This is a genomic window from Marinomonas sp. THO17, assembly GCF_040436405.1.
Taxonomy (GTDB): domain Bacteria; phylum Pseudomonadota; class Gammaproteobacteria; order Pseudomonadales; family Marinomonadaceae; genus Marinomonas.
Window position 1 is genome coordinate 2,207,667 of sequence record NZ_AP031575.1, and the last position, 13,380, is coordinate 2,221,046.

Sequence of the window (13,380 nt, forward strand, 5' to 3'; positions counted from 1 at the left end):
GCCACATTTTATTATTGAATTAACGGGACGAAAAAAAGCTCGTTTGCATTGTCTGCCAAGCTTCCTTCCGCAACTCTGGAATTCGATGTAACTCTGACAAACTGACGATCCGCGCGGTCGGATACGATTTTAAAGGACTGTCGGCTGGTAAATCATCAATTAACTGCGCGATATTAGCGCCCGCCACGACCAACCAAACATCCGATACAAAGGATTGAGTCCAACGTTTAACAGAGGACTCTAATAACCCCAAAAGCCAATCCGTGCGCATAATAAAATGAGGGTTTTTCAATTCTCCTGGCCAACTTAAATGGTAACTTTGCCAATTATCCGCTGGATGTTTGAGCAAAGCTTGAGCCATTTTTAGAGCCAAATGTTCAATCTCTCCTTGTTGTGTAAACAAAATAGGTACATCTGAAATGATTAATAATTTTTCTGCCAGTGCAAAAGCGTAGACATTTAACTGAGTGATTTGAGTAACAGCAGTCTCAGGTTGGGGGTCAATATCCACCGCCCGTTCTTCAATGGGCTGCAAATCTTCTACTATGATCTCAGGCGCTGCATTAAGCTGTTGACGCAGATGTGAAACCGACTCCTGCTTTTCTTGCGGGGGCAATTTAACAATAGGCGTTTCAACGCGTTCAGCAAAACCTGCTCTCATATCGGGCATCTTGGCTTGCACAGCTGGCGTAGACATAGAATCAAAACTCATCTCGCCATGCGCTTGCCAAGGTTGTGCATCAAAATACACACTTCCCATAGCAGTTTGCGAACCTGATAACCAAGTCACCACACCCATTTGCGCTAAACAATGGGTTTGAAACGCTTGCCGTGCATTAAGTTCGCGAACACTGTTACTCATAAATTAATGGCAGAATAAAAAGACCGATATTGACGAATAAGTTTACAAGAATATACGCTTTTCCATGCTTAGATGCTAGAGAAGGCGGCAATAATCAAAACTCGCCTACCATGCTCCCTTTGCAGAATAGAGGAGGTGAGAACAAGGCTAAAAACCTTACCACAGCCAGAGGCCTTGCATAAGAAGCGGATTAGCATAGTGACGCTTATGGCAAATGTGTATAATTGCTCTCTTATTTAATGAGATAAATCCATCTCAATCACTTCTCTTAATAAGGTATTCATCATGCTTTCATTGCTGTCTCGTATGACATTGGCCATCAGCCTACTTGTTGCAGGCTTGACGCAAGCGGCATCTTTGCCCGATCTACAGGGTCGCACTATTCTAGCGGTGACCGAAAATGCCTACACGCCATTGAACTTTGTCGACCCAGAAACGGGCAAAGGCATTGGTTGGGAATACGATGCTATGAACGAAATCGGCAAACGTCTAAACGCCAAAATAGAGTGGCACTTAAGCAGTTGGGATGCCATGATCCAAGCGGTTAGGCAAGGCCAATATGATATTGGCATGGATGGCATCACCATTAATGCCGAACGGGCCGAGCAAATCGACTTTTCCATTCCTTACATGACGTCCCAACAATTCATGCTAGTGCGCGCCGATGAAGACAGATTCAATGACGCCAAAAGTTTTGCGGCCAACGAAGATTTATTATTTGGCGCCCAAGCTGGCACCACCAACTTTTACGTTGCCGTTTATGATGTATTGGATGGCAACGAAGATAACCCTCGTATTACTTTATTAGAAACGTTCGGCGCATCGGTACAAGCCCTTAAATCGGGTGATGTTGACAGTGTTTTAATGGACGCCACCTCTGCTCGTGGCTACATAGGTGCAAATCCTGGTGCTTTTAAAATCGTCGGAGGCCCTTTGGGAACAGAAGATTTCGGCTTTATTTTCACTCCCGGTTCTGACTTAGTGGAACCTGTGAATGCTGCATTACGCAGTATGGAAGCTGACGGTACTTTGGATGCCTTAAACAAAAAATGGTTCTTTGATTACAACCAATAAAATTGTTTATAAACCAAGTTGAAAGCGAAACCGATAATAGCTCAGCAATTATCGGTTTCTTTATTCACCAACCAGATTGATCACATAACCCCATTAAACTATGCCCTTTAAAAAGACTTTAGATCGCACACCATGGTGGCTCATTGCCACGCTCATTTTGGGCACAGTGCTTATGTGGAATATGGTTGCAGATCAAAGCTATCAAAAAATTGCAGGGGCATTAAGTAATGGCTTATTAACCACCATAGGTGTTACCTTAGTCGCGTTTCTTTTAGCCAGTATAATTGGTCTAGTGATCGCACTGGCTGGCTTTTCACGATGGCGCGTACTGCGTGAAATAGCACGCTTTTACGTGGAAATTTTTCGTGGCATTCCAGTACTAGTCTTATTATTTTATATTGCCTTTGTCGGTGCGGGTGAACTGGTTAACCTATATAACTGGATACTGCAATGGCCCATTGAAGCAGGCTGGGTCGATAAGGCTCGCACTCGTGATTTCAGCATGTTATGGCGTGCGATTTTAGCATTATCCATCAGTTACAGTGCCTTCATTGCTGAAGTGTTCCGCGCTGGTATTCAGGAAGTCAGTAAGGGTCAAATTGAAGCGGCGCAATCTCTTGGTTTGTCTAGCTGGATGCGATTTCGTCTTATTATCTTGCCGCAAGCCATGCGCAAAATTCTTCCCCCATTAGGCAATGACTTCGTTGCCATGATCAAAGATTCAGCTTTGGTTTCCGTATTGGGCGTACAAGACATTACTCAATTGGCGAAAGTTTATAGTTCATCCACATTCCAGTTCTTCGAGACCTACAATGTAGTCGCCTTTATGTATCTCGCTTTGACTCTTAGCTTGTCACTTCTCATCCGTGCCTTTGAAGCACATTTACGGCGCAATGATCATCCTTGAAGACAGGGCATTAACCTCATATCCAAGTTATAAATCATTGAGTCACTTGTTCATTAGAGTGCAAATAATGCACTAAAATTGTTCTCTCCTTGTATTATTCAGCCTATATAGTCCACACAATATCTAATGGTATTTTATCCCATTCGCTAGCCACCAAAAACCAGCTGACACAGTATCTTAAAACAAGAATCATACACAGTATTTTCGGCTAACCCCTTGTTTAATAATTGATAAATTATTTTTATTACGTCTTCTACCAAGGTGGGCTACGAGCTTTATTTGTGTACCACACATCACCAAGATCTACTCTGTTTAATAATTGGCCTACTTATTGCTGACCAAAAAGACAAGTTCGCCATTTTTTATCGATATTCACTTTTTACCTATTGGGGTTAATGGGAGACAAGCATGCAAAACTTGCGCATTAACGAGCAGCGCTTATGGGAGGCCTTGATGACCATGGGGGAGATAGGCGCCACGGCAAAAGGTGGCTGCAACCGTTTAGCGGCAAGCGACTTGGACAAACAGGCGAGAGACTTATTTGTCGCTTGGTGCAAAGCCTGCGACTGCACCGTTGAAATCGATAAAATTGGTAACATTTTTGCTCGCCGAGCAGGCCAAAATAACCATTTACCTGCGGTTGGAACAGGCAGTCATTTAGACACACAACCAACCGGAGGCAAATTTGATGGTGTATTTGGTGTACTCGCTGGCGTCGAAGTATTGCGCACCCTACATGAAAATCAGATACAAACACCAACCGCTATGGAGTTCTCCGTCTGGACCAACGAAGAAGGTTCACGTTTTCAACCTGCCATGCAAGGTTCAGGAACCTATGTTGGACGTTTTGACTTAGCAACCGAGCTGAATAAAACCGACACCAATGGCATTCGTCTCGGTGATGAACTCAAACGCATAGGCTATTTGGGCGACATGGAATTGGGTAGCCGCCATATGGGCGCTTTCTTTGAAGCGCACATTGAGCAAGGCCCCATTCTGGAAGATGAACAAAAAGCCATTGGTATTGTGCGTCTGGGACAAGGCATTCGCTGGTACAACATAGAAGTGATTGGCCGACCATCCCATTCTGGCACCACTCCTATGCATCTTCGCCAAGACGCCATGTTAGCAGCAGCTAGTATAGTAAAAGAGATTAATAACCTAACCCAAGACTATGAAAATGCGTTAGGCACAGTCGGTTATATGGATGTGTGGCCCAATTCTCGCAACACCATTCCTGGCAAAGTAAGTTTCAGTGCTGACCTACGCAACCCTGATGCCAAAGTATTGGAGACCATGCATCAAGCACTCGAAGCGATTTGTCATAAGGTTGCAAAAGAGCAAGACGTTCAGGTCATTTGCGACCACATTTGGTATTTCGAACCGGTGGAATTCAATGCGTCGGATGACGTAAAAGCCGCCACCGAACAGCTTGGCTATAGTCATATGGACATCTATGCCGGCGCAGGGCACGACGCTTGTTATATGGCGGATTTGGTGCCCACTGGCATGATTTTTACGCCTTGTTTGAATGGCATCAGCCATAACGAAGCCGAATACAGTTCACCACAAGAATGCGCAGCAGGCGCCAATGTACTCCTGCACACTATGCTGGCGGCCAGCGAACGCATTGCTCAGCAGCACGGCACAGAACACCTGTCCGCAACGACAGAGAAAACCAAGGCTGACCAAGTATCAGCCGGAACCTTGAATGAAGCACTAAACTGATAATAATGATCAACCGAAAATAGAAGAGGTGGCAAAAAATGAGCAGCAAGTCTGTTAAGCAAGGTGAGTTTTATGAGTTAGAGGTCGGTGACGACCTGCAGGAAAGCAGCGCTTATAACAACGACATTGCACCGACTAAAATCAAGGAAAGAACATGGAGTAAATGGAACATCGCTGCCCTTTGGGTTGGCATGTCCATTTGTGTTCCGACCTATACTTTAGGGGGAGTATTGACCGCCTACTTCGGTCTTTCCGTTAGCGAAGCCTTATTTACCATATTGATCGCTAATGTGATCTTGCTGGTTCCACTGACTCTTAACGCCTACCCAGGAACCAAGTTTGGTATTCCTTTCCCAGTACTCCTACGCTCTTCTTTCGGCATGGTAGGATCAAATATTCCGAGCCTGATTCGCGCCCTAGTTGCCTGTGGTTGGTTTGGCATTCAAACCATGTTTGGTGGCTTAGCCATACACCTCTTTCTATCCGCCATTTCAGATGGTTGGGCAAGCCTAGGTGGTGTCGGTGAAGTGATTGGCTTCTTTATTTTCTGGGCCTTAAACATGTACGTGGTGATTAAAGGCGCTGAGTCCATTAAATGGTTAGAAACCTTGGCGGCACCCTTATTATTGATCGTCGGCATCGGCTTAATGATTTGGGCCGGCGGTAAGGTATCTTTCACGGAAATTCTGGCAACACCGGCAAACCGCCCCGAAGACGCTGGCTTTATGGGGTACTTCCTTGGTGGTCTGACGGCTATGGTGGGCTTCTGGGCAACCTTGTCATTAAATATTCCAGATTTCAGTCGTTATGCAAAAACACAAAAAGATCAGGTGCTTGGTCAGATCATTGGTCTACCCATCACCATGTTTTTCTTTGCGGCTTTGGGTGTGGTGCTGACAGCGGCATCCGTCACTTTAGTAGGCGAAACCATTTCGGATCCTATCTCCCTGATTGGTAGAATCGACAGCCCATTCTGGGTCGCCATTGCCATGGTATTAATTGTCATTGCTACCCTATCGACGAATACTGCGGCAAACGTCGTTTCACCCACTAATGATTTCCAAAACATTGCCCCAAAAATCATTAATCACACTCGCGGTGCTTTGCTAACAGGTCTGGTTGGCATCTTACTAATGGGTTGGGAATTGCTGAAAAAAATGGGCTGGTTGGAATCGGATGTAAGTGTCGAAAGCATGTATTCTAACTGGTTGCTTGGTTACTCCAGTCTGCTCGGCCCTATTGCTGGCATCATGATTGTGGATTACTTCCTTATCAAACGTCAGCACTTAGATTTGGTTGCCTTATACACACCATCTAGCTTGTACCCAGCTTTCAATACTGCGGGCCTCATCGCTTTTGCTGTGCCTGTGGTCATTACTTTGATCGCTTTAAACGTACCTGCGATAGGTTGGTTCTATAACTACGGCTGGTTTACTGGCGCCTTCACAGGAGCTCTGGTTTATTTCATTTTAGCCAGTATGCAAACCTCACAAACCAGCCAAACGGATGCTGTAGCGTCTTAACAAACAACACCTCTAAGCCGATTTAGCTAGATAAAAAAGCTCAGCGATGATTCATCATCCTGAGCTTTTTTGCTTTATTAGGTTGTCGCTTAACCTGTTATCGATCAAAAAGTAGCTATGTATAAAGGCGAATTGTCTAAAAACGCTCAACCACAAAATGCACTATGGCTTGTAACACCACAAATGACATCAGGCCGGCCAAAATATCGTCCAGCATGATACCCAAACCACCATGCACTTTTTTATCGGCCCAAGAAATGGGCCAAGGTTTTAAGATATCGAATAAGCGGAATAATACAAAGCCCAGCAAAATATAGAGCCAGCCTGTTGGCGCCATCCACATGGTAATCCAAAAACCCACAAATTCATCCCAGACGATACCAGCATGATCGTGTACTCCCATGTCTTTGGAAGTCTTACCACAAAGGTAAACCCCCAACAGAGAAGTCACCACCAGAACAGTGAGATATTCAGCATTTGATAAATCCTGTAGCAACCAAATGAACAAAGGCACGGCAGCCAAGGTACCAAAGGTGCCTGGCGCTTTTGGAGCCGCACCCGAACCCAAACCAAATGCAAGAAAATGAATGGGATTTCGCCATACTGAGGCAGGGGCAGAATTTGCCATAATGCTTTAATCCTTACTGATTAATTATGTTTTATCGTTATTACGAGTTAAAAATGTTGCCAGCCAGCAATCTCTCCCTCGTAGCCTTGGATACGAAACCCCGAGTCGGTAATCTGTCCTATTTTACAACAAGGCAAACCTAAAGTTTGTGTGATCAAGGCAATTTCAGTGGCTTGCGAAGCGGGCGCGGTAAAGCACAGTTCATAATCATCCCCCCCCGTTAAAGCCAGTTCTAAGGCTTCGTCTGGTCGCCATTGACGTAATTCAGCAGAGATGGGGATCTGCTCTGCTTGCAATACAGCCCCCACCTTAGAGGCTGACAAAATATGCTGAATATCTTGTGCCAAACCATCGGAAATATCCATCATGGCATGCACCACTCGCTTTAGCGCCATACCGGCAATCAAGCGCGGCGCAGGGCGCCAAAAGTGCTCATAAAAATAATCAAAGCGTTGGCTAGACACCTTCGCTTCCCCATTAATGATATCAAGAGCAGCACTGGCGTCTCCCAAACACCCCGTCACATAAATATCATCGCCCACTTGTGCATTGGCTCGCAGAGGTGTCTGCTTCGTTTCCACATAACCATGTACTTGTAGGCTAATCGTTAGTGGACCTTTGGTCGTATCCCCCCCGACCAAGATCAAGCCAATCGGCTCGGCCAATTCGGCCATGCCTTCTGCTAATCCTGCTAGCCATTGGGGATCAGAATGCGGCAAGGTTAGCGCCAAGGTAAAGAATGCCGGTTTCGCTCCCATGGCAGCAAGATCACTAACACAGGTGGCGACTGCACGATAACCAATGTCAACAGGGTCTGCATCATGAGGAAAGTGACGACCTTCAACCAAGGTATCCATGGAAAACACTAAGCTTTGCCCTGACGGCACTTGCACCTGAGCACAGTCATCACCTATGCCTAACAAAATATCTTCTCGCCCCTGAATACTGGCCATCACAGAGGTTTGAAATATATTTTGAATCAACTCAAATTCTTTCATTGCTGCTGCAATTTTCCTATTTCATTCTGTTTCAGCAGCATACCTGATTGTGTGCCATAAGTCAGAATGCCAAGCGTATCTTTTATTGTTAGGGACAAGTATTGTTTGAAACAAGCTTCTGGGGCATTAAGACCCTACTTCAAGGTACAAATTTCAAGGTACAAATAACGTACTCACTGACATAGAATTTTGTCAGATCAAAACCCGACCACAGAAGATTGCGCAGAATCAAAATCTCAGCTTTGATAAAACGTATCTTGGTCACATAAAGCGAGTGCAACGAGCAGAAAAAAGCCCCTACACATACAATGTGCTAGGGGCTTTATTCAATGTAATAATAACCAAGAGTTAGCGATTGCGACGCGCTGCAATTTCTTCGCGACGAACACGCTGCGCTAATTTATCTAGAATACCATTAACGTATTTGTGGCTTTCGGTTGCGCCAAAGCCTTTTGCCAGCTCAACACTTTCGTTAATCGCCACCCGGTATGGCACATCAAGACGCTCTGATAGTTCAAAGGCTCCAATACGCAATACCGCCAACTCAATAGGGTCCAATTCCGCAAAAGCACGATCTAATAACTCTTCGTACAATGCATCCAGTTTTTTCGCACTGGCAGTCACCCCCTGCAGTAACTCACGGAAGTAAGTTTTGTCACATGAGTCCATATCCTGATCCATCACGAATTGGGTCTCGATTTCACTCACCGCAGTATGATTCATTTGCCATTGGTAAACGGCCTGTAATGCCAAACGACGCGAAGCACTGCGCATTTGTGAACGCGAAGGCTTTTTCGCCTTAGGTTGCGGTGCTGGGTTTTGCTCGTTTGTAGTTTCCACTTCGCTCATTTTTTGCCTCGGTTATCCAGACCTCGCCACCTTGTGAGTGCACACTTTCGGTCTGATTGATAGCGCCCCTCGTCAAAATGGTTAAAGAGCGCAAGAATAGTATTCATCTTGGCGGGCGATTATAGCAAGATTTACCTTGGGTTTCTCGACAAAGTTAACGAAAATTTATCGACAACTTAAGGTTTTTAATCACTCAATAAAAAAGTCTATTAAAGCAATGAGTCAGAGCATTAGCGCAAAAGTGAATCCGGCATCCACTTATTCTTCATCAAAGGCTTCCTCAAGATAAAGAGGTTGATAAATTAAACGCAGATCACCTCCCACCTGACGCACCGATTGCAGCTCTAGGTCAATGGATTCAGCCATTTCTTCTAGTGGCAATTGGAACAAGGGACGCGCGACAGACCCCAGCAACTTGGGCGCCATATAGAGAATAATTTCGTCAATTAAGCCTGCCTGCAGAAAACCACCAGCCAATTCTGCTCCCGTTTCTAACAAAACCTCATTAATGCCTGCGTCGGCCAATTGCGCCATTGCATCCACTAGATCCAAACGTCCATCGTCACCACGTTCGGCGAACTTCACCATCACGCCTTTTTGCGTTAATACAGCAAGGTTTTCCGCTTCGATTTCATCTTCTATGGCAAACAAACAAGCCTGAGAACTTGGGTATAAAATTTTTGCTTCTGGCACGATGGAAAGGGCGGTATCCATAATAACGCGCAAAGGCTGACGTACGTTTTTAGCGTCCGTTTCTTGGTCATCATGATCAATGCGCACCGTCATATTCGGATTATCCGCTAACACTGAGCCTATGCCAGTTACAATGGCGTCACTCTGGGCTCGCCACCTTTGCACATCACGTCTTGCCTCTGCTCCAGTAATCCACTGACTTTCCCCCGATGCCATGGCAGTACGACCATCCACACTCATGGCTAATTTGACTCGAACATAAGGCAAACCTTCGCGCATACGCTTGTTAAACCCCGGATTCAAGGCTTCACAATCTGCCTGCAAGACTGGGCCAATCACCTCAATACCTGCCGCTGCGAGCTTGGCCAAACCCTTTCCCGCCACTTGTGGATTTGGGTCTTGCATACCATACACTACTCGCGTAATACCCGCGTGAATCAAGGCATCGGCACAAGGTGGAGTTTTCCCTTGGTGACTGCAAGGCTCCAAGGTCACATAAGCAGTAGCGCCTTGAATCTTATCCGCAGCATTTTGTTGGGCATCTGCTAAGGCATTCACCTCAGCATGGCCTTCGCCCGCTTTCTGATGAAAGCCTTTACCTATTAGTTTATCTTGATCAACTAGGACACAACCTACTCTTGGGTTTGGGTGTGTGCTGTACAATCCTTGCTTAGCAAGCTGAACCGCCTGTGCCATCCAGTATTCATGATTATTCATTGTCAGTCTTATCTTCTGTTAGTGTCGCATCACGGTCGGTATGACTTTCCAAGCGATCAATAGCGTCACGAAATTCGCTAATGTCTTTAAAACTTCGATATACAGAAGCGAAACGCACATACGCCACTTGATCCAAACGTTGTAATTCGTCCATCACTGCCTCACCCGTCCAGCGAGACGGTAACTCACGCTCTCCCGTTGCCTGCATTTTTTCCTTGATACGGGTAATGGCGGTTTCTACCTCTTCCATACTAACAGGGCGCTTTTCTATGGCTTTGAGTATGCCATTGCGTAACTTATCATCATCAAAAGATTCGCGGCTGCCATCACTTTTAATCAGCTTCGGCATCTGCAATTCCGCCACTTCAAAAGTGGTAAAACGCTCTTGGCACTTAAGACAAGTGCGACGACGTCGCACCTGCGCACCTTCTGACACCAGTCGAGAATCGACTACTTTAGTATCCTGAGTTCCACAAAAAGGGCATCGCATAGCGCTTCCAATATCATAGTTTTGATGTAAAAATGTTTGTCCGTTAGGGTCAGCGCAAATCATACCAACCCCATTCTTATATAGCCACTAAGCAAGGCTATTTGCCCCACCAGACTAGAAAAATAAGGATAGTTATGCCGTTCGCGGAATTATCTGGACTCGTAGCCGCCCTGTGTTGGACTCTTTCCAGCTTAATGGCCCCAAAACTGATTTTACGTTTTGGCACCATGCGTTTTAACACCTTTCGAATTGTCATCGCCAGCAGCCTTTTGCTGCTCATTTGCGGCGTCACTCAACGCTTTGATTCCAGTCTTTGGCAATACGCAGACTTCATTATGCTGTCTGGATTAGTGGGCATTTTTCTGGGTGACACCATGCTATTTACTTCTGTGCATCGACTCGGGCCAAGACGCGCTGGGGTGCTCTTTGCCATGAATGCACCCATGTCCATTTTATTAGGCTGGCTGTTTCTCAACGAACACTTATCAGGATGGCAACTCTTTGCTTGCAGCCTCGTCTTAACAGGCGTGATTATTGCGATTTTATTTGGCAAACGGGAAAATGCACACGCTTGGGAACAAACCAAAGGGCATCTGGGGGTTGGCATCCTGATGGCATTAGGGGGCGCACTAGGTCAAGCCAGCGGCACCTTGCTTAGCAAACCAGCCTTACTCAGCGGAGCCGATCCTATTGCGGTTTCGGCCTTGCGAGTCACCACGGGAGCAATCGCATTAATTTTGGCTTACGGTCTCTATTATCGACATCGCCAACCCAATACCGCCCTACCTCTACAACAATTAAACATTAGAGATTACCTCGGTATAACAACCCTAGCCACTATGGGTATGGTGATTGGCATGAGCGTATTGGTATGGGGGGTGGGCAATGCCAACGTGGGCATAGTAACCACCTTGTCCGCCATTGTTCCTGTATTGATTCTACCCGGCTTATGGATGACAACCGGCCAACGCCCAGCCGTTGGCGCCTGGATAGGAGCCATATTAGTAGTGCTGGGTGCTGCCTTGATTATTCTTATGTAATCACCATTTGAGTCATGATTTTTGTCCGCAAAACACGGATTCTTGTGACTTGCTTTCTTTTTCCATTGCCACCCCATGTGCTATTCTTACGGCACTTTTTACAGTGCATCATCCGCCTGCAGATTTTACTTAACACAGGAGCGTGGTGCGTTTCTCAATCATAGGAATAAGTTGGCTAAATTATGGCTCAGTTTGTATACAGTATGAATCGCGTGGGGAAAGTCGTTCCTCCCAAACGCGAAATTCTTAAAGACATTTCTCTGTCTTTCTTCCCCGGTGCCAAAATTGGTGTATTAGGCTTAAACGGTTCAGGTAAATCGTCTTTATTGCGCATCATGGCCGGTGTCGACACCGAATATAACGGTGAAGCACGCCCTATGCCCGGCATTAAGATTGGCTACTTACCGCAAGAACCAGAACTGGACCCGAGCAAAAACGTGCGCGGCATTGTTGAAGAAGCCGTAGCCGATGTAAAAGAAGCCTTGACCCGCCTTGATGAAGTATATGCAGCTTATGCTGATCCAGATGCCGACTTTGATGCTCTGGCAAAAGAACAAGCTGAGTTGGAAAACCTCATCTCAGCAAAAGACGGCCACAATCTAGAACGCGCTTTGGAAGTGGCTGCCGATGCTTTGCGTTTACCACCTTGGGAAGCCAGTGTTGAGCACTTATCTGGTGGTGAGCGTCGTCGTGTGGCGTTATGCCGTTTGTTACTGGATAAGCCAGACATGATTCTATTGGACGAGCCAACCAACCACTTGGACGCGGAATCCGTTGCTTGGTTAGAGCGCTTCTTGAAAGATTATCCTGGCACTGTTGTGGCTATCACCCACGACCGTTACTTCCTAGATAACGCAGCAGGTTGGATTTTGGAACTTGACCGTGGTCACGGCATTCCATACGAAGGCAACTACTCTTCTTGGTTGGAACAGAAAAACGCACGTTTGGAGCAAGAAGCCAAACAACAAGCGTCTCACCAAAAAGCCATCAAGTCCGAGTTGGAATGGGTTCGCCAGAACGCCAAAGGTCGTCAGTCTAAATCCAAAGCGCGTTTAGCACGCTTTGAGGAAATGAGTTCAAAAGAATTCCAAGAACGTAACGAAACCAACGAATTGTACATTCCACCTGGCCCTCGCCTTGGTTCGAAAGTGATTGAAATCGAAGGCGTGAGCAAAAGCTTTGAGCATAAAATGCTGTTGGAAGACTTCAACATGGTGGTACCACCGGGCGCCATTGTAGGGGTTGTTGGTGGTAATGGTGCAGGTAAATCTACCCTGTTCAAAATGATTGCCGGTATCGAGCAACCTGACACAGGCACAGTGACACTGGGTGATACCGTGCAATTGGCGTATGTGGATCAGATGCGTGAACTGGACGGGGACAAAACCGTATGGGAAGAAATTTCCGACGGTCAGGACATGATCACAGTACACAACTACAAGGTTCCTTCCCGTGCTTACATTGGCCGCTTTAACTTCAAAGGGGCGGACCAGCAAAAATTTGTCAAGCACTTGTCTGGTGGTGAACGTAACCGTTTGCACCTAGCTAAGCTGCTAAAAGAAGGCGGTAACGTCTTACTGTTGGACGAACCGACCAACGACCTTGATGTGGAAACCTTACGTTCACTGGAAGACGCCTTATTGGCCTTCCCAGGTTCTGCCATAGTGATTTCCCACGACCGTTGGTTCCTTGACCGTATTGCAACGCACATCTTGGCCTACGAAGGTGACTCCAAAGCCGTCTTCTTCGAAGGTAACTACCAAGAATACGAAGCAGACTACAAGCAACGTACTGGTAACGACGCCACACCAACGCGTATCAAGTACAAAAAAATCGATGCTTAATTCTATTTCATAGGATTGGTTGGTTAA

At 46.1% G+C, this 13,380-nt stretch carries 12 protein-coding genes; 6 read left to right on the top strand and 6 right to left on the bottom strand.

Annotated elements, in window-relative coordinates:
• Positions 1-19 precede the first annotated feature (19 nt).
• On the bottom strand, positions 20-862 hold the full coding sequence (locus ABXS85_RS10500) for a hypothetical protein (protein ID WP_353666481.1): 843 nt from the start codon (positions 860-862) through the stop codon (positions 20-22).
• 285 nt (positions 863-1,147) lie between these two features.
• Between ABXS85_RS10500 and ABXS85_RS10505 the strand changes: the two genes are divergently transcribed.
• The 4 genes from ABXS85_RS10505 to ABXS85_RS10520 all read left to right on the top strand — a co-directional run bounded on the left by ABXS85_RS10505 (position 1,148) and on the right by ABXS85_RS10520 (position 6,094).
• On the top strand, positions 1,148-1,936 hold the full coding sequence (locus tag ABXS85_RS10505) for a transporter substrate-binding domain-containing protein (RefSeq protein WP_353666482.1): 789 nt from the start codon (positions 1,148-1,150) through the stop codon (positions 1,934-1,936).
• Positions 1,937-2,108: 172 nt separating this feature from the next.
• The gene (locus ABXS85_RS10510) at positions 2,109-2,843 is read left to right on the top strand and encodes an amino acid ABC transporter permease (protein WP_353666483.1); all 735 of its coding nucleotides are present in this window, start codon (positions 2,109-2,111) and stop codon (positions 2,841-2,843) included.
• Positions 2,844-3,251: 408 nt separating this feature from the next.
• Complete coding sequence (locus ABXS85_RS10515) at positions 3,252-4,571, top strand: Zn-dependent hydrolase (protein WP_353666484.1); 1,320 nt, start codon at positions 3,252-3,254, stop codon at positions 4,569-4,571.
• A 38-nt stretch (positions 4,572-4,609) separates the two neighbouring features.
• Positions 4,610-6,094 (top strand): NCS1 family nucleobase:cation symporter-1, encoded by a 1,485-nt coding sequence (locus ABXS85_RS10520; RefSeq protein WP_353666485.1) that lies wholly within the window; start codon positions 4,610-4,612, stop codon positions 6,092-6,094.
• Between the two features lie 136 nt (positions 6,095-6,230).
• Here ABXS85_RS10520 and ABXS85_RS10525 read toward each other — a convergent pair whose 3' ends face one another.
• From ABXS85_RS10525 to nrdR, 5 genes are all read right to left on the bottom strand, one after another.
• Positions 6,231-6,722 carry a phosphatidylglycerophosphatase A gene (locus tag ABXS85_RS10525; protein WP_353666486.1) on the bottom strand — a complete coding sequence of 164 codons (492 nt, stop codon included), beginning with the start codon at positions 6,720-6,722 and terminating at the stop codon, positions 6,231-6,233.
• A gap of 47 nt (positions 6,723-6,769) precedes the next feature.
• Complete coding sequence (gene thiL, locus ABXS85_RS10530) at positions 6,770-7,720, bottom strand: thiamine-phosphate kinase (RefSeq protein WP_353666487.1); 951 nt, start codon at positions 7,718-7,720, stop codon at positions 6,770-6,772.
• 348 nt (positions 7,721-8,068) lie between these two features.
• Positions 8,069-8,569: a transcription antitermination factor NusB gene (nusB, locus tag ABXS85_RS10535; protein WP_353666488.1), complete on the bottom strand. Its 501-nt coding sequence runs from the start codon at positions 8,567-8,569 to the stop codon at positions 8,069-8,071.
• A 258-nt stretch (positions 8,570-8,827) separates the two neighbouring features.
• Positions 8,828-9,979 carry a bifunctional diaminohydroxyphosphoribosylaminopyrimidine deaminase/5-amino-6-(5-phosphoribosylamino)uracil reductase RibD gene (ribD, locus tag ABXS85_RS10540; protein WP_353666489.1) on the bottom strand — a complete coding sequence of 384 codons (1,152 nt, stop codon included), beginning with the start codon at positions 9,977-9,979 and terminating at the stop codon, positions 8,828-8,830.
• Complete coding sequence (nrdR, locus tag ABXS85_RS10545; protein WP_353666490.1) at positions 9,972-10,469, bottom strand: transcriptional regulator NrdR; 498 nt, start codon at positions 10,467-10,469, stop codon at positions 9,972-9,974. Before nrdR ends, ribD begins: the two co-directional genes overlap by 8 nt.
• A gap of 134 nt (positions 10,470-10,603) precedes the next feature.
• Here nrdR and ABXS85_RS10550 point away from each other — a divergent pair, with 134 nt between their 5' ends.
• Together ABXS85_RS10550 and ettA are read left to right on the top strand one after the other, a co-directional pair.
• The gene (locus ABXS85_RS10550) at positions 10,604-11,509 is read left to right on the top strand and encodes a DMT family transporter (protein WP_353666491.1); all 906 of its coding nucleotides are present in this window, start codon (positions 10,604-10,606) and stop codon (positions 11,507-11,509) included.
• A gap of 182 nt (positions 11,510-11,691) precedes the next feature.
• Positions 11,692-13,353, top strand: coding sequence for an energy-dependent translational throttle protein EttA (ettA, locus tag ABXS85_RS10555; protein WP_353666492.1), 1,662 nt, complete (start codon positions 11,692-11,694; stop codon positions 13,351-13,353).
• Positions 13,354-13,380 lie beyond the last annotated feature (27 nt).

Bases quoted from the DNA above. Each gene is read 5' to 3' on its own strand.
- ABXS85_RS10505 (WP_353666482.1), top strand. From the start codon at position 1,148: ATGCTTTCATTGCTGTCTCGTATGACATTGGCCATCAGCCTACTTGTT.
- nrdR (WP_353666490.1), bottom strand. From the start codon at position 10,469: ATGCGATGCCCTTTTTGTGGAACTCAGGATACTAAAGTAGTCGATTCT.
- nusB (WP_353666488.1), bottom strand. From the start codon at position 8,569: ATGAGCGAAGTGGAAACTACAAACGAGCAAAACCCAGCACCGCAACCT.
- thiL (WP_353666487.1), bottom strand. From the start codon at position 7,720: ATGAAAGAATTTGAGTTGATTCAAAATATATTTCAAACCTCTGTGATG.
- ABXS85_RS10515 (WP_353666484.1), top strand. From the start codon at position 3,252: ATGCAAAACTTGCGCATTAACGAGCAGCGCTTATGGGAGGCCTTGATG.
- ABXS85_RS10520 (WP_353666485.1), top strand. From the start codon at position 4,610: ATGAGCAGCAAGTCTGTTAAGCAAGGTGAGTTTTATGAGTTAGAGGTC.
- ABXS85_RS10500 (WP_353666481.1), bottom strand. From the start codon at position 862: ATGAGTAACAGTGTTCGCGAACTTAATGCACGGCAAGCGTTTCAAACC.
- ribD (WP_353666489.1), bottom strand. From the start codon at position 9,979: ATGAATAATCATGAATACTGGATGGCACAGGCGGTTCAGCTTGCTAAG.
- ettA (WP_353666492.1), top strand. From the start codon at position 11,692: ATGGCTCAGTTTGTATACAGTATGAATCGCGTGGGGAAAGTCGTTCCT.
- ABXS85_RS10525 (WP_353666486.1), bottom strand. From the start codon at position 6,722: ATGGCAAATTCTGCCCCTGCCTCAGTATGGCGAAATCCCATTCATTTT.
- ABXS85_RS10510 (WP_353666483.1), top strand. From the start codon at position 2,109: ATGTGGAATATGGTTGCAGATCAAAGCTATCAAAAAATTGCAGGGGCA.
- ABXS85_RS10550 (WP_353666491.1), top strand. From the start codon at position 10,604: ATGCCGTTCGCGGAATTATCTGGACTCGTAGCCGCCCTGTGTTGGACT.